The sequence below is a fragment of the Caulobacter sp. genome, from assembly GCF_039596335.1.
Lineage (GTDB): Bacteria > Pseudomonadota > Alphaproteobacteria > Caulobacterales > Caulobacteraceae > Caulobacter.
The window spans coordinates 348124-365689 of record NZ_JBCNJZ010000004.1 but is presented as its reverse complement, the minus strand read 5'-3'; the positions used below and the strand labels follow the sequence as shown (position 1 = coordinate 365689).

Below are 17566 nucleotides of genomic sequence, written 5' to 3'. Positions count from 1 at the left end.
GGAAAAGCCTTGCTCAATCGTCGTCACATGATGTTCGCCACGGCCGCTGCGGGTTTCGCCGCGACCGGCGGCATGCCGACCATGGCCCTGGCGCAGGGCGGTGAAGCCGCCAAGATGAACGCGTTCTTTGACGCCGCCATGGCCAAGCTGCTGCGCCAGGCGCCGGAGCTGGCCACGGGCCTGGGTCTGGACAAGGACGACCTGGCCTGGACCAAGGGTCTGCTGGCCGACCGCTCGTTCGAGGCTATCGCCGCCGGCGCCGCCCAGACCAGCGCCCAGCTGGCCGAACTGCGGAGCATCGACCGTAAAGCGCTCAAGGGCATGGACGCGGTCAACTATGACACCGTCGAGTTCACCCTGGCCGTCCAGGACGAGGGCAATCGCAAGTTCACTTACGCCGGCGGCGGTTCGGGCGCGCCCTATGTTCTGAGCCAGCTGACTGGCTCGTACCAGTCGATGCCCGACTTCCTGGACACCCAGCACAGCATCGAGACCAAGGCCGACGCCGACGCCTATCTGCAGCGCATGGAGGGCTTCGCCCGCCTGATGGATCAGGAGACCCTGATCGCCAAGCGCGACATCGCCGACGGCGTGATCCCGCCCGATTTCATCATCGACAAGGCCCTGGTGCAGATGAAGGCCTTCGCCGACACGCCCACGGCCGATGCGCCGCTGGTCAAGTCGGTGGCCCGTCGCACGGCCGAGAAGAAGATCGCCGGCGACTGGGCCGGTGAAGCGTCCAAGGTCTACGAGAACTCGGTGCTGCCAGCCCTGAAGCGCCAGATCGCTTTGCTAGAGAGCGTGCGGTCGAAGGCCACTCACGACGCTGGCGTCTGGCGTCTGAAGGGCGGCGCCGACTACTACGCCGTGTCGCTGAAGAACTACACGACCTCGACCATCGGTCCCGACGAGATCCACCAACTGGGCCTCGACTTGGTGAAGTCGATCTCGGCCGAGGCCGACAAGATCTTCAAGACCATGGGCATGACCAAGGGCACTGTCGGCGAGCGCATGGCCGAGCTGGGCAAGGATGTCTACGACAACACCGACCCGGCCAAGGAACAGCTGATCAAGGACCTGAACGAAAAGGCCAAGTGGATCGAGAAGCAGCTGCCGGCTTATTTCGGCCAGCTGCCCAAGGCTCCGCTGGAGATCCGCCGCGTGCCCAAGGCTATCGAGGCCGGCGCCCCGGGCGGCTATTACAACTCGCCTTCGCTCGACGGTAAGCGCCCCGGGATTTACTGGATCAACCTGCGCGACACCAAGGAGCAGGCCAAGTACACCCTGACCACCCTGACGGTGCACGAAGGCGTCCCGGGCCACCACCTGCAGCTGTCGCTGTCGAACGAAGCGCAAGGCCTGCCGCTGATCCGCAAGGTGATCGGCTTCTCGGGCTATGCCGAGGGCTGGGCGCTCTATTCCGAGCAGCTGGCTGTCGAGATGGGCATCTACAAGACCGACCCGCGCGGCCACATCGGCATGCTGCACGACGCCCTGTTCCGCGCCGTGCGCCTGGTCGTCGACAGCGGCATGCACCACAAGAAGTGGAGCCGCGAGCAGGCCATCAAGTACATGGCCGAGACCATGGGCGACGAGGAAAGCGGTTCGGTCACCGAGATCGAGCGCTATGTCGTGTGGCCGGGCCAGGCCTGCAGCTACATGATCGGCAAGATCACCTGGCTGCGCGCCCGGGCCAAGGCTCAGAAGGCGCTGGGCAAGAAGTTCGACATCCGCCAGTTCCACGACGCGGGCCTGCTCTCGGGCATGACCCCGCTGACCACCCTGGAACGGGTGATCGACGACTACATCGTCAGCAAGGGCGGCAAGGCCTGAGGGCTTAAGCCTGAACCGCTTTCCCGCATCGCGGGGGAGCGGACTTCAAGTTAGCCCCAGCTCTCCGAAGCCCCGGCCCGGCGCGCGATAGGCGTGACCACGGCGCCGGGGCGCAGGGCCGGGCAAGGCTTGTCGGCCGGCTTGCCGTAGAGCCAGCCCTGGGCGAAGTCGACGCCGGCGCCGCGGACGATTTCCTCGACCTCGATGGTCTCGACCATCTCGGCCACGGTGCGGATCTTCAGGTCGCGACACAGCTCGACCAGGCGGCGGACCATCGCCCCGTCGCGGCCGTTATCGGCCAGTTCCCGTACATAGCGGCCGTCGATCTTGACGATGTCCAGGCTCAGCTGCTGCAGATAGGCGAACGAGGAGGAACCGGCCCCGAAGTCGTCCAGGCACACCGCCGAGCCCAGCGACCGCAGGCCCTGGATGTTCTGGTTGGCGCGCGCCAGGTCGTCGATCGCCGCGGTCTCGGTGATCTCGAAGATAAGCCGCCCCTTGGCCTCGTCGTATTTGGCCAGCAGGCGCGAGACGTGGTCGACGAAGGTCTCGCTGACGATCGTGCGGCCAGAGACGTTCACGGCCAGCTTCAGTTTGCGCTCCTGGTCGTTGGCCAGCTTCTTGACCGCCTGCTCGACGATCGCGTGGTCCAGCTCCTCGATCAGGTCAAATTCCTCGGCCATGCGGATCAGGGCGAACGGGCTGGCCCCGTCCTCGAAGCGCACGAGCACCTCGTGGTGATGGGCCAGGCCCGTCCCCAGGCTCACCACCGGCTGGAAGGCCAGGTTGAAGCGGCGCTGGCTGACCGCCACGCCCAAGGCGCCGGCGCGGGCCAGGGTGCGTTTGACCGAGCGGTTCATCGCCTCCGACAGGGTCAGCGGCGGCGCGTCCTTCAGGCCCTCGCGAATGAAGTCGTCTAGGGCGTAGCGCAGCGCGCGCAGGGCGCGGGTCGAACCGCCGCCAGCCTCCAGCGGCACCATATGGGCGGCGGCCTCGGCGCTGACCATCCGGGTCAGGCGCTTCATCATGTTGTCGGGCTGGTCGTCGCGTTGGCGCAGCAGGGCGAAGCGCTCGGCCGACAGACGAGTGGCCGCGCTGCCGCCGTGCGACTCGGCGCGGATGGCGCTGGCGACCTTGACGTCGAGGGCGGCGGCCTCCTGCGGGGGCAGGCCCTCGCGCAGGTCGGTCAGGCCCGCGAACTCGACCATGGCCAGCTCCAGCTCCAGCCCGGTGACCCGTGCGGCCTCGAACAAGCCTTTGGCGATGTCGTCGAAGGTCTCGCGCGGTTGCAGTTCGCCGGGCGCCAGGCGCGGGCCGGCCGGCTGGGCGGCGGTGACGGCGCAGGAGATGCGGCCGTCGTTCTCGGGCAGGGCGCGCAGGATCACCCGCACGTGACGCGGTTCGGCCCCGGCCAGGCGCAGCACCACCGGGCCGCGCCGAACGCCATCGTCGGCGCAGGCCAGCATGGCGTCCATCAGCGGCTGATCGTCGGGCGAGAACAATTGTGGCCACGATTTTCCGGTCAGACCGGCTTCGCTCTGGCCCATGACCTTCTGCGCCGCGCCCAGAACCAAGCGCACGCGGCCATTCTGCAATTCGACTAACAAGTCGGCGCTGGCGAACGCCAGACCGAGAAGGCGACGTGGATCGATAGACAAGACGATAGGCCCCCGGCAACGGGTAATCCTTTCACGATTGGGCTTAAGGACCTGTTTCGGATGGCCTGAGGAGACCCAAATCCAGTTTGTGTCAGGGTGTCCGCCCTGCGTCAGAAACGGTCGTGTTCGCGAATGAGAACATCTTGCGAACTAAGAACAAAGTGTGTACGCATTAAGGGTGTTCCACAGGTCGTTGGGGCGCGGCGCGGGAAGCGCCGATCGGGCGACCGGAATCATGGGATAGAGGCGGATCAACAATGAGCAGTCAGGCGGCTTTGAAACTCGTGGCCAAGGAAGAAGGCGATAAGCAACGTGCGCTAGAGGCGGCTCTCGCCCAGATCGACCGCGCGTTCGGCAAGGGCTCGGTGATGAAGCTGGGCGAGAAGGGCAAGGTCGAGATCGAGTCGGTCTCCACTGGCTCGCTCGGCCTGGACATCGCGTTGGGCATCGGCGGCCTGCCTAAGGGCCGCATCATCGAGGTCTATGGCCCGGAAAGCTCGGGTAAAACGACCCTGGCGCTGCACGTGGTGGCTGAGGTCCAGAAGGCCGGCGGCACCGCCGCCTTCGTGGACGCCGAGCACGCGCTGGATCCCTCCTATGCGCACAAGCTGGGCGTCAATCTCGACAGCCTTCTGGTCTCGCAGCCCGACAACGGCGAACAGGCCCTGGAGATCACCGACACCCTGGTGCGCTCGGGCGCCATCGACATCGTGGTCATCGACTCGGTCGCGGCGTTGACGCCCAAGGCCGAAATCGAAGGCGAAATGGGCGATAGCCTGCCGGGCCTGCAGGCCCGTCTGATGAGCCAGGCGCTGCGCAAGCTGACCGGCTCGATCAACAAGGCCAACACCATCGTCATCTTCATCAACCAGATCCGTCACAAGATCGGGGTGATGTACGGCAGCCCGGAAACGACCACGGGCGGCAACGCGCTGAAGTTTTACGCCTCGGTGCGCCTGGACATCCGCCGCACCGGCTCGGTGAAGGTGCGTGACGAGATCATCGGCAACAATGTCCGCGTGAAGGTGGTCAAGAACAAGGTGGCCCCGCCGTTCCGCGAGGTCGAGTTCGACATCATGTACGGCGAGGGCATCTCCAAGCTGGGCGAAGTCATCGACCTGGGCGTGAAGGCCGGGATCATCGACAAGGCCGGCTCGTGGTTCTCGTACGGCAGCCAGCGCATCGGCCAAGGTCGCGACAATGTCCGCGAGTTCCTGAAGACCAACAAGGACGTGGCCGCCGACATCGAAAAAGCCGTCCGCAAGGCGTCGCAGAAGATCGAGGAAGAACTCCTGGTCGGCGGCCCCGACGAGGGCGAGGAGGACTAGTCCTCCCGAAGGTTTTCGCGGCCTTCGCCCACCGCGGGCGATCCCGCCTTCAACACGCCCGCGGCGGACCGCCGCGAAGGCCGCGATTGCAGGCCGCCTGGACCCCATGCCAGGCGGCCTATTTCGTTTGATCCTCCTCCGCGATGCGGGGGAGGTGGTTCAGAGGGCCGGAGGGGGCTAGCTCGGCGCGGGCCGCACTCGCCCGCTCAGTCACTTCGAGACAGCTTCCGCGCATGGCGGTGGAACATCCCTCTCCGAACCTGCCCTTTTCCTTGGCCCGCAAAGCCCCCATCTCCACCAAGGTTTCCCCTTCGCCCAAAACCGCGCTATGAGCGCGCGACTCCGGCCGTCGCCGGCGCCCAGACCTGAGACGCGAATGCCCAGCCTGAACGAGATCCGCAGCACCTTCCTCGACTACTTCGGCAAGGCCGATCACGCCGTGACGCCGTCGGCGCCGCTGGTGCCGCAGAACGATCCGACCCTGCTGTTCGTCAACGCCGGCATGGTGCCGTTCAAGAACGTGTTCACCGGCGCCGAGACGCCGGCGCATCCGCGTGCGGCCAGCTCGCAGAAATGTGTCCGCGCCGGCGGCAAGCACAACGACCTGGACAATGTCGGCTACACGGCCCGCCACCACACCTTCTTCGAGATGCTGGGCAACTTCTCGTTCGGCGACTACTTCAAGGAACAGGCGATCCACCACGCCTGGACCCTGCTGACCGGCGAGTTCAAACTGCCCAAGGAAAAACTGCTGGTCACGGTGTACCACACCGATGACGAGGCCGCGGCGCTGTGGAGCAAGATCGCCGGCCTGTCGGACGACCGCATCATCCGCATCCCGACCAACGACAACTTCTGGTCCATGGGCGACACCGGCCCCTGCGGCCCGTGCTCGGAAATCTTCTTCGACCACGGCGAAGGCATTCCGGGCGGACCGCCCGGGAGCCCTGATGAAGACGGCGACCGCTTCATCGAGATCTGGAACCTCGTCTTCATGCAGTTCGAGCAGATGGCCGGCGGCGAGCGCGTCTCGCTGCCCAAGCCCTCGATCGACACTGGCATGGGCCTGGAACGCGTCGCGGCCGTCCTGCAGGGCGTGCACAACAACTACGACGTCGACCTGTTCAAGGCGCTGATCGAGGCTTCGGTCGAGCTGACGGGCGTCAAGGCCGAGGGCGACCAAGCCCCGTCGCACCGCGTCATCGCCGACCACTTGCGCTCGTCGTCGTTCCTGCTGGCCGATGGCGTGACGCCGTCGAACGAAGGCCGCGGCTACGTCCTGCGCCGGATCATGCGCCGCGCCATGCGCCACGCCTATCTGCTGGGCGCCAACGAGCCCCTGATGCACCGCCTGGCGCCGACCCTGGTCGCCCAGATGGGCCAGGCCTATCCGGAACTGCGCCGCGCCGAGGCCTCGATCGTTGAGACCCTGCGCCAGGAAGAAGAACGCTTCCGCGTCACCCTGGGCCGCGGCATGGGCCTGCTGGACGAGGCCACCGCCAACCTGTCGAGCGGCGGCGTGCTGGACGGCGACACCGCGTTCAAGCTCTACGACACCTACGGCTTCCCGCTGGACCTGACCCAGGACGCCGTGCGCGCCAAGGGCCTGACCGTCGACACCGACGCCTTCGACGCGGCCATGGAAAAGCAGCGCCAGATGGCGCGCGCCAACTGGGCCGGTTCGGGCCAGCAGGGCGCGGCGGCCGCCTGGTTCGCGATCAAGGAAAAGGCCGGCGCGACGGATTTCGTCGGTTATGAGACCACCGAGACCACGGGCGTGGTGAAGGCGATTGTCGTCGACGGCGCCGAGGTCGAAAGCGCGACCGGCGGCACGACCGTCGAGGTGCTGCTGGACCGAACCAGCTTCTACGCTGAAAGCGGCGGCCAGGCCGGCGACACCGGCGTGCTTGAGGCCAACGGCCGCGAGAACCAGGTCATCGACACCCAGAAGCAGGCCGGCGAGCTCTACGTCCACCGCGTCGAACTGTCGGGCGACCTGAAGGTCGGCGACAATGTCGTGGCCTCGGTCGACGCCGACCGCCGTCACACGACCCGCTCCAACCACTCGGCCGCGCACCTGGTGCATGCCGCCCTTCACCACGTGCTGGGTCCGCACGTCGCCCAGAAGGGCCAGATGGTCGACGGCGAGCGTATGCGCTTCGACTTCAGCCACGGCGGTCCGCTGACGGCCGAGGAGCTCGACAAGATCGAGGCCGAGGTCAACGAGGTCATCCGCCAGAACGTCCCGGCCGAAACCAAGGAAATGGCCCCGCAGGAGGCCATCGAGGCCGGCGCCGTGGCGCTGTTCGGCGAGAAGTACGGCGACAGCGTCCGAGTGCTGACCCTAGGCAAGTCGCTGAGCGACGAGGCCAAGGCCTATTCGGTCGAACTGTGCGGCGGCACCCACGTGGCCCGCACCGGCGACATCGCCCTGTTCAAGATCGTCTCGGAGCAGGGCGTCGCCGCCGGCGTGCGCCGCATCGAGGCCCTGACCGGCGAAGCGGCCCGCCGCTTCCTGCTGGACCAGGCGGGCGTGGCCAAGTCGCTGGCCGACCAGTTCAAGACCCCGGTGCTGGAAGTCGGCGCCCGCGTCGACGCCCTGATCGCCGACCGCAAGCGCCTCGAGAAGGAACTGGCCGACGCCAAGAAGCAACTGGCCCTGGGCGGCGGCGGTGGCGCGGCGGCCGGTCCTGAGGACGTCAGCGGCACGGCCCTGATCGCCCGCGTCCTGGACGGCGTCGGCGGCAAGGAGCTGCGCGGCGTCGCCGAGGAGTTCAAGAAGCAACTGACCAACGGCGGCGTTGTCGCCCTGGTCGGCACGTCGGAAGGCAAGGCCGCGGTCACCGTGGCCGTCACCGCCGACCTGACCGGCAAGTTCAGCGCCGCCGATCTCGCCAAGGCCGCCGTGATCGCCATGGGCGGCCAGGGCGCGGGCGGCAAGGCCGACTTCGCCCAGGGCGGCGCTCCGGACGACAGCAAGGCCCAGGACGGCCTGGCCGCCGTCAAGGCGCTGCTGGCCGGCTGATCCGCCGTTCCGCTGAAAACGATGAAGGGGACGCCGCAGGGCGTCCCCTTTTTCATGTCCTGACCGCTGCAGAGGCGTTTGCTCTCGCCGCCAGCGTGGCTGATGGTGTGGGCTCTGACCTCAGCGCACGGGATCCGACGATGATCAGACACCTTGCCCCCATGGTCCTGCTGCTCAGCCTTGCCTCAGCGGCGGGGGCGCAGGAGGCCAAGACCTTCGACGCCGTGGCCGCCGCGCCCGGCAGCCATCGCGTGTTGCTCGAGAACGACAGCGTCCGCGTCTTGCGGGTCACGATCGAGCCCGGCGCCAGCGAGCCCGTTCACGACCATGCATGGCCCAGTGTGATGTACTTCGAGCACGCACAACCCATCACCTACATCACCTACAAGCTGGTGGACGGCGTTCCGGTGGAGACCGGTCGCACGGACGCCCCGGCCGAGGCCCTGACGGGGGCGGCCTCGGCGCCGCCCGAGGGGCTGCATGCGGTTTATAACCGGGGAACCGGACCGTTCCTGGCGGTGCGTGTCGAGTTCAAGTCAGGGCAGGGCGGTCACTGACCGCCCGCGGGCTGCGCCGACGCCCGCTTACCCATGCGGCATCTTGCAGGCAGACAGCTTGTTGCCGTCCGGGTCGCGCACATAAGCCAGGTAGTAGCCGTCGCCATAGACCGGGCGCGGACCGGGCTCGCCTTCGCTGGAGCCGCCGTAGGCGAGGGCGGCGGCGTGGGCCGCCCGGACCTGGTCTTCGGTCTCGGCCCGCAGCCCGATCATGATGCCGTTGCCGGCCTTGGTCGGCAGGCCGTTCTCGGGCTTGCACAGCAGGATGGTGGCGTGATCGGGATTGGGCCCGTAGCCGATCCAGTCGTCCTGTCGCCACAGCCGCGCATGGCCCAGGGCGCCCAGCACGGCGTCGTAGAAGGCGCCGGCGCGATCCAGGTCGCTGGCGCCGATGGTGATGTAGCTGATCATCGGGCTGGTCATGGCGGGATCTCCTCTGATCCCGACCCTAACCCGGCCGCTGACGATCGGTGTCAGCAGCCGGTCTCGAATGTCAGGCGGCCTTGCGGGTCCGGCCCTTGCGCGCACGACGCTTCTTTTCCCAGATCACCACGCCGGTGACGCTGAGGATCGCCACGACCGCGCCGGTCAGCGAGATCAGGATCCGGCCCGGCAGGCCCAGGATACGGCCCGAGTGCAGCGGGAACTGCGCCTGCACGAAGATGTCGGCGGCCGTGCCCTTCCAGGGCAGGCGTTCGCCGGCGGGGGCACCGGTCGTGCTGTCGTAATAGAGGTAGGGCGTACCGACGCCGGCCCCGCCGTGGTCGCCGCCCGGCTGGTGGAAGGTCACGCCGTAGACGCCGTAGCCGGGGGCGTAGAAGGCCCCGCCGACCGGGTCAGTCCAGCCGCGCTTGGCCGCCTCGGCCTTGGCGATGTCGATGACCTCGGCATAGGTCTTCTTGGCCACGATCGGCCGGTCCAGCGGCGCGGGCGCGCGCAGCTCGAACGGGCCCGGCGTGGTCTTCGAGACTTTGGACAGCACCGGATAGAACACCTCGGTGTAGAGGTTCAGCGAGAAGGCCGTGAAGGCCACGGTGAACAGCACGCCCCACAGCCACAGGCTGAAGGCCCGGTGGACGTCGAAATTGATGCGATAGGCGCTGGCCTTGGTCTTGATCTGCCAGGCCGGCTTCCAGCGGCTCCAGAAGCTCTTGCCGCTCTTGGCCGAGGCGCGTGAGGGGAGGGTCAGATAGGCGCCGGCGAAGCAGTCGATCGTCCACAGCACGGCGATCACGCCCATCAGCCACACGCCCCAGCGATCGATGCCCCACATGGCTGGGATATGCAGGCTGTAGTGCAGCACATAGAGGAACGAGACGAAGTTCTCGCGGGTCACCGGCCAGGCCGCGCCCCACTCGCGTCGGCCGACCTCGGCGCCGGTGACGGGATCGACGAACACTTGGTTGTAGCCGGGCTTGAACAGCTTGCCGGTGGCCGGATCCTGCTTGGGATAGACGCCGAACGCATAGTTTTCGCCGGCTTCCGGGGCCAGCGGAATGAAGGTGACCTGCACGCGCGGATCGCGGGCCTCGATGCGCTTGGCCAGCTCCAGCGGCGGCAGGCCCGCGCCGTCGGTGGGCGCATGGACCAGGCGCGGGTTCAGCAGGTCGTCCAGCTCGTGGTCCCACGAGATCACCGCGCCGGTGACGCCCGAGATGAACAGGAAGCCGGCCATGATCAGGCCGATCCAGCGGTGCCAGAAGCCGATGATCGGGCGCAGCGGCGGGAGCCGGCGCCCCGACGTTCCTTGGGGGGCTTCGGCGGCGCGGGCGATGGCGGGAGGAGTGCGGGCGTCCATCGATCCGGTCTCACGCAAGCGATAATTACTCGCAAAGGCGTCTACCGGCGTGGCGCCTAGGAGTCAAACTAGGCGAGGCCTTACGGGGCGGCGGCGGGGCCCAGCAGCAGGGCGGCCGCGGCCAGGGTCAGGGCCGACAGCGCCGTGCTCAGCGCCACGGCCCGCGCCGCGCCGCGCGGGAAGACGCCATAGGCCCGGGTCTGGATGAAGACGTTCACGGCGGTCGGCGCGGCGGCCAGCAGCGTGGCGCCGATCCGGAAGGCGGGCGGAGCAGGGGTTAGGCCGATCGCCCACCAGGCCAGCAGCGGAAACACCGCCAGCTTGGCGACGGCGGCCAGCAGCACCGCCGAGGTCTTGGGCGCGGCCTCGCCCTCGGCCTGGCGCAGGCCCAGGGCCGCGCCCAGGGCGACCAGGCCCACGGGGCTGCCCGAGGCGGCGGCCATACCCACCGCGCGGTCCAGGGGCTCGGGCAGGGCCAGGTCCAGCAGTGCCAGTCCGATGCCGGTCAGGGCGGCGGCGACCACCGGATTGCGGAAGGCCTGCAGGACCGAGCGCCAGACCGAGCGGCCGGCCGCCCAGCCCAGCAGCGCCACGCCCGCGGCGGTCAGGATCACGAAGTCGACGGCGACGATCCCGGCGACCAGCCGCGCGGTCTCAGCCCCCAGCACCGCGGCGGCGATCGGCAGGGCCAGGAAGGCGCTGTTGCCGACGCCTGAGGCCATGGCCGTCCCGGCTCGCTCGGCTTTGCTCCAGCCCAGCGCCCGGCCCGCCACGGCGACGACGGCGATGATCGCCAGGCCTACCCCGGCGTAGGCCGCCAGGCCCGCCACAAGTTCGGGGCCCGGCCGGCCGGTGCGCGACAGCGAGTGGATCAGCAGGGCGGGGAAGCCGACCCAGTAGACATAAGCCGACAGGCCTTGCGCCATCATGGCGTCTAGCAGCCGCAGGCGCGTGAGGGCCAGGCCCGCCCCGACCAGCAGGAAGAACGGCCAGACGCGCGTCAGGACATCGAGAACGAGAGGCAGCACCGGTTCGGTTTAGCCCTGGCGTTCGTCGCCGGGCAGGCGGATGTGCACCAGCTTCCAGGTGAACAGCGCCTTGCGCTCGAAGGTGAAGATCGTGGTCTTGCCGCTGCCGTCCGGGCGCTTGATCGAGATCCGCACACGGTTGGGATCCCAATAGGCGATGCCGGGATACGGACCTTTGACGGCGTGCTGCAGCTTGCCCAGCATCGTGTCGTCCTGGGCCGAGGCTGGAGGGGCCTTGCCCGGCGCATAGCCGCGGGTCAGGGCCGAGACGCCCGCCACGGTCAGATAGCGGTCGACCTTGGGCTCGGGCGGGGTGATCGGCTCGATGGCCTTCTTGAAGACGCTGAGCGGATCGCGCCAGATTGACGGGTTCTCGGGCTGGGCGGCCGGGGCGTCGGCGACCAGCTGGCCGGTCAGGCTGCGGCGCACGGCGGGAAAGTCGACCAGCTCGCCGATCGCCTGCACGTCCTCGTACTGGGCGGCGGCCTTCAGCGCCCGGAATGCAAACCACGGGGCGGTCGCAAACGCGGCGGCAAAGACGAAGATCGCCAGAACGATCAGGTCCCAGATCCGCTTCTGCAGGGTCAATGCCGCCTCCCGAAAGGTTAACGCGATAGATCACAGCTATCGGCGTCCACCGCAAGGGCGCTCGCGCGCCCCGCGACAACGCGCGCCTCGCATGCGGGACCAGACGCTGCTATCAGCGCATTGAGGGACCCCTAGTATCGCGAGTCACGACACATGCTCTTGTGCCGTCCCTTGGCGTTTGTGCGCGCCGCGGCTGCTCTTTCGGCCGTATCGCTTCCCGCCCTGGCCCATGCCGCCGATCTCGACGCCGCCGTGCTGGACGAGCTGAACTATGTCCGCGCCAATCCGGGCGAGTATGCGCGCGAGCTGCGGGGCGCGCCGGACTGGGTGTTCGAGCAGGAGGAGCCCGGCGCGGTGAGCGAGGCGATCGCGTTCCTGGAACGGCAGGCGCCGCTGCCGGCGCTGAAGGCTGATCGTCGCCTGGACGCGGCGGCGCGGGAGCACGCCCAGGCTCAGGGACCGCGCGGCGATGTCGGCCATGGCGCGGCGGGCGGACTGGGCGCGCGGTTGCGGGCGGCGGGGGTGTTCGCCGGCATGAGCGCCGAGAACATCTCGTACGGCCACGACGACGCCCGCACCATCGTGCGGCAGCTGGTCATCGACAGTCGGGTGGCCGGGCGTGGGCACCGGCGCAACATCTTCTCGTCGGGCTACAGCGCCGTGGGGGTGGCCTGCGGCGGTCACCGGCAGTGGGGCGCGATGTGCGTGATCGACTTCGCCGGGGCCATCGTCCAGCGCGACTAGTGGCCAAGAAAAAACGCCCCCGGAGTGATCCGGGGGCGTTCTGGTTTCAGGCCGGAGCCTGAACGTCTTAGGCCATGGCCTTCTTCAGGTTCTCGTCGATCTTGTCGAGGAAGCCTTCGGTGGTCAGCCAGCCTTGCTTGTCGCCGACGAGCAGGGCCAGGTCCTTGGTCATGAAGCCGCTCTCGACGGTGTCGATGCAGACCTTTTCCAGGGTGGCGGCGAAGTCGGCCAGTTCCTGGTTGTTGTCCAGCTTGGCGCGGTGGGCCAGGCCACGCGTCCAGGCGAAGATCGAGGCGATCGAGTTGGTCGAGGTGCTCTCGCCCTTCTGGTGCTGGCGGTAGTGACGGGTCACCGTGCCGTGAGCGGCTTCGGCTTCCACGGTCTTGCCGTCCGGCGTCATCAGCACCGAGGTCATCAGGCCCAGCGAGCCGAAGCCCTGAGCGACGATGTCCGACTGCACGTCGCCGTCGTAGTTCTTGCAGGCCCAGACGTAGCCGCCCGACCACTTCAGCGCCGAGGCGACCATGTCGTCGATCAGGCGGTGCTCGTAGTGGATGCCCTTGGCCTTGAACTGGTCGGCGTATTCGGCGTCGAAGATCTCCTGGAAGATGTCCTTGAAGCGGCCGTCATAGGCCTTGAGGATCGTGTTCTTCGTGGAGAGGTAGACCGGATAGCCGCGGTTCAGGCCGTAGGCGAACGAGGCGCGGGCGAAGTCGCGGATCGAGTCGTCGAGGTTGTACATCGCCATGGCGACGCCGGCGTCCGGGGCCTTGAAGACTTCGTGCTCGATCACTTCGCCGTCGTCGCCGACGAACTTGATCGACAGGGTGCCCTTGCCCGGGAACTTGAAGTCGGTCGCGCGGTATTGGTCGCCGAAGGCGTGACGGCCGACGATGATCGGCTGGGTCCAGCCCGGCACCAGCCGCGGCACGTTCTGGCAGATGATCGGCTCGCGGAAGATGACGCCGCCCAGGATGTTGCGGATCGTGCCGTTCGGCGACTTCCACATCTTCTTCAGGCTGAACTCCTCGACGCGTTGCTCGTCGGGGGTGATGGTCGCGCACTTGACGGCGACGCCGTGCTTCTTCGTGGCGTTGGCCGCGTCGATGGTCACCTGGTCATCGGTGGCGTCGCGGTTCTCGACCGACAGGTCGTAGTAGTCCAGTTCCAGATCCAGGTACGGGAAGATCAGCTTATCCTTGATGAGCTTCCAGATGATCCGGGTCATTTCATCGCCGTCCATGTCGACGACGGGGTTGGCGACTTTAATCTTGGCCATTGCGGGGATGTTCCTCTGGCGGTGGCGCGCTTGCGGCGATCTGGCGCACAGGGCCAGGAAGCGGCGCGGACCGGGAGGCTATAGACTGTTGCGTCGCCAGGGAAAAGCCGATCGGGCCAGTTCCGGGCGACAGCCTGTGTTTTGGGGACGCCTGCGCCGGTGTGGACTGGAGCGCGCGGCGAAGATGCGCTCTAACTTCCGCAAGGGGTGGGGCCGCCGGACGGGGCCTGGGGATCTGCATTGAACACTGAACAGGGCGCGACCGCGGACGTCCGCACGCCGTTGGCGCGGCGTCTGCTGACCATGGTGGCGATCCTGTCGATCGCGGTGACGGGCGTGGCCACCGCGGCGGCGTTCGTTTTTGTGCGCGAGAGCGCAGCCGAAACCCAGCGCCGGCACCTGGCCGAATATGTCGGCGAGCGGGTCAAGACCGAGGATCGGTTGTTCTCGGACCTGGTGAAGGTGCACTCGGCCGCCGCCGGCGCCCTGACCCGGCGTCTGGACCAGGACGAGGACCCGCGGGCGGCGACCCGGTTCGACCAGCTGTTTCCTGATCATGGCGACGGCACGCGGCGCTCGGCGCCGGGGCTGTTCGACGGGGCGCGGCTGGGCGACCGCTTCGTCTACGGGATCGGGGCCTTCCTCTCGCGGGCGAAGGATCTGAGGCCGGAGGACCGGTCGCTGTACCTGTCGGCGCTAGACGTGGTGGCAGCTACCGGCGAGGCCGAGATCGGCCACTACGACAACTTCTATTTCTTCACGCCCGACATGCGGCTGATGATGTTCGGCCCGCGCCGCTCGGACCGGCTGATGTTCTATCGCAAGGACGCGCCGGCGAACCTCAGCATCATCCACGAGGAAATCGCCCAACTGGTTCTGCCGGAGAACAACCCCGAGCGGATCATGAAGTGCACCAAGCTGCGGCGGATGATAACCGACCCGACCGGCAACAGCCTGAACGCGGCGTGCGTGACGCCCTTCCACTATCAGGGCCGGTTCCTGGGCGCGTTCGGCACCAGCCTGTCGCTGGACTCCTATCTGCTGCGGGCGGTGGCCGACGCCCTGCCGGGCGGGCGTAACATGATCGTCACCGACGGTGGCGAGGTGGTCGCGGCCCAGGGGCTGGCGCGCAAGGGCGTGGTCGACGCCGACGTGCTGCGCCGGTTCGAGATCGACAACAAGCTGAAGCCCCTGATCGCGCGTATCCACGCCGAAGAGCGGCCGGTCGGCACGGTGCTGTCGCCGGACGGGACCAAGCTGGTGGCCTATGGCCGCATGGACGAGCCAGGCTGGTGGTTCCTGATGACCTTCCCGTCGGGCGACATCGTCTGGTCGTCGCTGAAGACGGCGTCCTGGGTGCTGCTGTTCGGCTTCATTGGCGTGGCGATCCAAGTGCTGCTGCTCTACCGCCTGACCAACCAGATGGTGGCCGCGCCGCTTGGCGCCCTGGCCCAGGCCCTGCGCATCGGCGACCTGACGGTGACCAAAACGATCGAGGCCCGCGACGATGAATTCGGCGTCCTGGCCCGGACCCTACGCAGCGGACGTGACCGTAATGTCGAGCTGCTGCGGTCGCTGGAAGACCGGGTCGCCGCGCGCACGGCCGAGCTGGAGCGCGCCAACCAGGCCAAGTCGGTGTTCCTGGCCAACATGTCCCACGAGCTGCGCACGCCGCTGAACGGGGTGATCGCCATCGGCGACCGCCTGGCCGACGAGCAGGACCCGGTGGCCCGGCGCGAAATGGCCGCCCTGGTCTCGTCCTCGGGCCGGCTGCTGGAGCAGGTGCTGGGCGACATCCTGGACGTCTCCAAGATCGAGGCCGGCGAGTTCCAGCTGACCCCCGCGCCGTTCGACCTGGTCCAGCTGGTGCGGGGCATGGCCGAGCTGCATGCGGCGGTGGCCCAGGCCAAGTCCCTGGCGCTGCGCTGGTCGGTCTCGCCGGCGGCCGAAGGGACCTATGAGGGCGATGCGGGGCGGATCAGCCAGATCCTGTCCAACCTTCTGGCCAACGCCGTGAAGTTCACCGTCCAGGGCGAGGTGTCGCTGGAGGTCGATCGCGTCGACGGCGCTCTGCGGTTCGTGGTCCGGGACACCGGCGTCGGTTTCGATGGCGACGTGCGCGAGCGGCTGTTCAAGCGCTTCGTCCAGGCCGACCAGTCGATCACCCGCCAGTTCGGCGGCACCGGCCTGGGCCTGTCGATCTGCGCGGCCCTGGCCGAGATGATGGGCGGCGGCATCGACGCGGAGTCGGTGGCCGGGCAGGGCGCGCGCTTCGAGGTCGTGCTGCCCTTGCCGCGCTTGGCGGACGCCGCACCCGAGATCGAGAGTCAGGCCCAGGACGAGATCTCGCTGGAGGGGCTGAGGGTGCTGGTCGCCGAGGACCATCCGACCAACCGCAAGGTGGTCGAGATCGTGCTGGAGCCGTTCGGCGTAGACCTGACCATGGTCGAGGACGGCCAGGCGGCGCTGGACGCTCTGGATCACGACCGCTTCGACACGGTGCTGATGGACATGCAGATGCCGGTCATGGACGGCCTGAGCGCCACCCGGGCGATCCGGGCGCGCGAGGCGGCCTCGGGCGATGGGCGGATGCTGGTGATCATGCTGACCGCCAACGCCATGGAAGAGCACGTCGCCGCCGCCCACGCCGCCGGCGCGGACCTGCATCTGGCCAAGCCGCTGCATCCGGCCCAGCTGCTGGAAGCCCTGGCGCGGGCCCGGCGAGCCTAGAACTCCTTGAACACCGCCCGGCCCACGTCGGCGACGATGGCTTCGCGCGCGGCCGTGTCGGCCCTCGACGCGGTCAGGAAGATCACGAAGGCGATGCGCTGGCCGGTCTTCAGCTCGGCCACGGCGATACTGTGGATCGAGGGCGAGACGCCCAGATTGCTCGGCGACGTGCCGGCGCTCTGGATCAGCCGCGCGCCCGGGGGCAGGGCGGCGGCCAGATAGCCCGGGTCACGGCCCAGCAGGCGCGCGGCGTCGGGCTTGCTGACCAGTTCGCGATTGAGGAAGGCCTCCAGCAGCCGGATCATGCCGATCGGGGTAGCGGTGTCACGCTGGTCGGCGCCGCGGTCGCGGCCGGCCTGGGTGCGCTCGGCGGTCGGCACGGATTCGATGGCCTTCTGCCAGGCCTCTTCGGTCTTCCAGTCGGCGCGGAACGAGGCCAGGCCCCGGGCGTCGGTGGCGACTTGGCGGCGATAGCGGTCGACGCTGACATGATCCAGCCGCTCGACCTGCAGCCAGCCGTTGACGCCGCCCGGCCCGCCGATGCGCTTGGTCAGCACGTCCAGGGCCGTGGTGTCGCCGGCCCGGCCCAGGGCCTCCAGCTCGGCGACGGTGTAGTCCTTGCGACCCGGCCAGGCGTCGGCCACGGCGCTGGGCGGCGGCGACAGGTCGACGTCGCGGACGGTGATGGTCTCGGTCGGCTGGAGATGCCCGGCCTCCATCTCGCCCATCACGGCCGCCAGGATGGGAATGCGGGACGCCGCCCCCAGTGGGAACGGCCGCTCGCCATTGAACGCCCACAGCTGGCGGGTGCCCAGGTCGATGACCGCCACGCCCAGGGTCGCAGGGGCGGCGCGGGCGGCGATGGCCTCCATCCGCTTCTGCAGCGCCTTGGGATCGATGGCGGGCTCTTCCTGGCCCAGCATCGGCTTTTCGCCACAGGCGGCCAGCAGGGGGAGGACGGCGAGAGCGGTCAGGAGGGCGCGGCGCGACATGCGGGC

The 17566-nt window shown here is 68.3% G+C and carries 13 protein-coding genes; 6 read left to right on the top strand and 7 right to left on the bottom strand.

What is annotated here, in order from left to right; translation table 11 throughout:
• The first annotated feature begins 9 nt into the window (after positions 1 to 9).
• Complete coding sequence (locus ABDW31_RS10745; RefSeq protein ID WP_184721393.1) at positions 10 to 1833, top strand: DUF885 family protein; 1824 nt, start codon at positions 10 to 12, stop codon at positions 1831 to 1833.
• A 50-nt stretch (positions 1834 to 1883) separates the two neighbouring features.
• On the opposite strand, the gene ABDW31_RS10740 is transcribed toward ABDW31_RS10745, so the two are convergent.
• Complete coding sequence (locus ABDW31_RS10740; RefSeq protein ID WP_184721391.1) at positions 1884 to 3491, bottom strand: EAL domain-containing protein; 1608 nt, start codon at positions 3489 to 3491, stop codon at positions 1884 to 1886.
• Between the two features lie 257 nt (positions 3492 to 3748).
• Between ABDW31_RS10740 and recA the strand changes: the two genes are divergently transcribed.
• The 3 genes from recA (at position 3749) to ABDW31_RS10725 (ending at position 8401) form a co-directional block, all read left to right on the top strand.
• A complete protein-coding gene (gene recA, locus ABDW31_RS10735) occupies positions 3749 to 4819 on the top strand; it encodes a recombinase RecA (RefSeq protein WP_184721389.1) in 1071 nt (356 codons plus the stop codon).
• A gap of 376 nt (positions 4820 to 5195) precedes the next feature.
• Entirely contained in the window at positions 5196 to 7844 is a 2649-nt protein-coding gene (gene alaS / locus ABDW31_RS10730) for an alanine--tRNA ligase (RefSeq protein WP_343698701.1), read from the top strand.
• Positions 7845 to 7984: 140 nt separating this feature from the next.
• On the top strand, positions 7985 to 8401 hold the full coding sequence (locus ABDW31_RS10725; RefSeq protein ID WP_221444720.1) for a hypothetical protein: 417 nt from the start codon (positions 7985 to 7987) through the stop codon (positions 8399 to 8401).
• Between the two features lie 27 nt (positions 8402 to 8428).
• Here ABDW31_RS10725 and ABDW31_RS10720 read toward each other — a convergent pair whose 3' ends face one another.
• From ABDW31_RS10720 to ABDW31_RS10705, 4 genes are all read right to left on the bottom strand, one after another.
• On the bottom strand, positions 8429 to 8812 hold the full coding sequence (locus ABDW31_RS10720) for a VOC family protein (RefSeq protein ID WP_184724095.1): 384 nt from the start codon (positions 8810 to 8812) through the stop codon (positions 8429 to 8431).
• An 82-nt stretch (positions 8813 to 8894) separates the two neighbouring features.
• Positions 8895 to 10199: a PepSY-associated TM helix domain-containing protein gene (locus ABDW31_RS10715; protein ID WP_343698700.1), complete on the bottom strand. Its 1305-nt coding sequence runs from the start codon at positions 10197 to 10199 to the stop codon at positions 8895 to 8897.
• Between the two features lie 80 nt (positions 10200 to 10279).
• Entirely contained in the window at positions 10280 to 11227 is a 948-nt protein-coding gene (locus tag ABDW31_RS10710; protein WP_343698699.1) for an AEC family transporter, read from the bottom strand.
• Positions 11228 to 11236: 9 nt separating this feature from the next.
• A complete protein-coding gene (locus ABDW31_RS10705) occupies positions 11237 to 11815 on the bottom strand; it encodes a DUF2939 domain-containing protein (RefSeq protein WP_343698698.1) in 579 nt (192 codons plus the stop codon).
• Between the two features lie 153 nt (positions 11816 to 11968).
• Here ABDW31_RS10705 and ABDW31_RS10700 point away from each other — a divergent pair, with 153 nt between their 5' ends.
• The gene (locus ABDW31_RS10700; protein WP_343698697.1) at positions 11969 to 12559 is read left to right on the top strand and encodes a CAP domain-containing protein; all 591 of its coding nucleotides are present in this window, start codon (positions 11969 to 11971) and stop codon (positions 12557 to 12559) included.
• A gap of 67 nt (positions 12560 to 12626) precedes the next feature.
• On the opposite strand, the gene ABDW31_RS10695 is transcribed toward ABDW31_RS10700, so the two are convergent.
• Positions 12627 to 13838, bottom strand: coding sequence for an NADP-dependent isocitrate dehydrogenase (locus tag ABDW31_RS10695; RefSeq protein ID WP_343698696.1), 1212 nt, complete (start codon positions 13836 to 13838; stop codon positions 12627 to 12629).
• 303 nt (positions 13839 to 14141) lie between these two features.
• On the opposite strand from ABDW31_RS10695, the gene ABDW31_RS10690 reads away from it, so the two are divergent.
• The gene (locus ABDW31_RS10690; RefSeq protein ID WP_343698818.1) at positions 14142 to 16568 is read left to right on the top strand and encodes an ATP-binding protein; all 2427 of its coding nucleotides are present in this window, start codon (positions 14142 to 14144) and stop codon (positions 16566 to 16568) included.
• Here ABDW31_RS10690 and ABDW31_RS10685 read toward each other — a convergent pair.
• Positions 16565 to 17560 (bottom strand): serine hydrolase, encoded by a 996-nt coding sequence (locus ABDW31_RS10685; protein ID WP_343698695.1) that lies wholly within the window; start codon positions 17558 to 17560, stop codon positions 16565 to 16567. The two genes, ABDW31_RS10690 and ABDW31_RS10685, sit on opposite strands and share 4 nt — an antisense overlap.
• Positions 17561 to 17566: the final 6 nt, after the last annotated feature.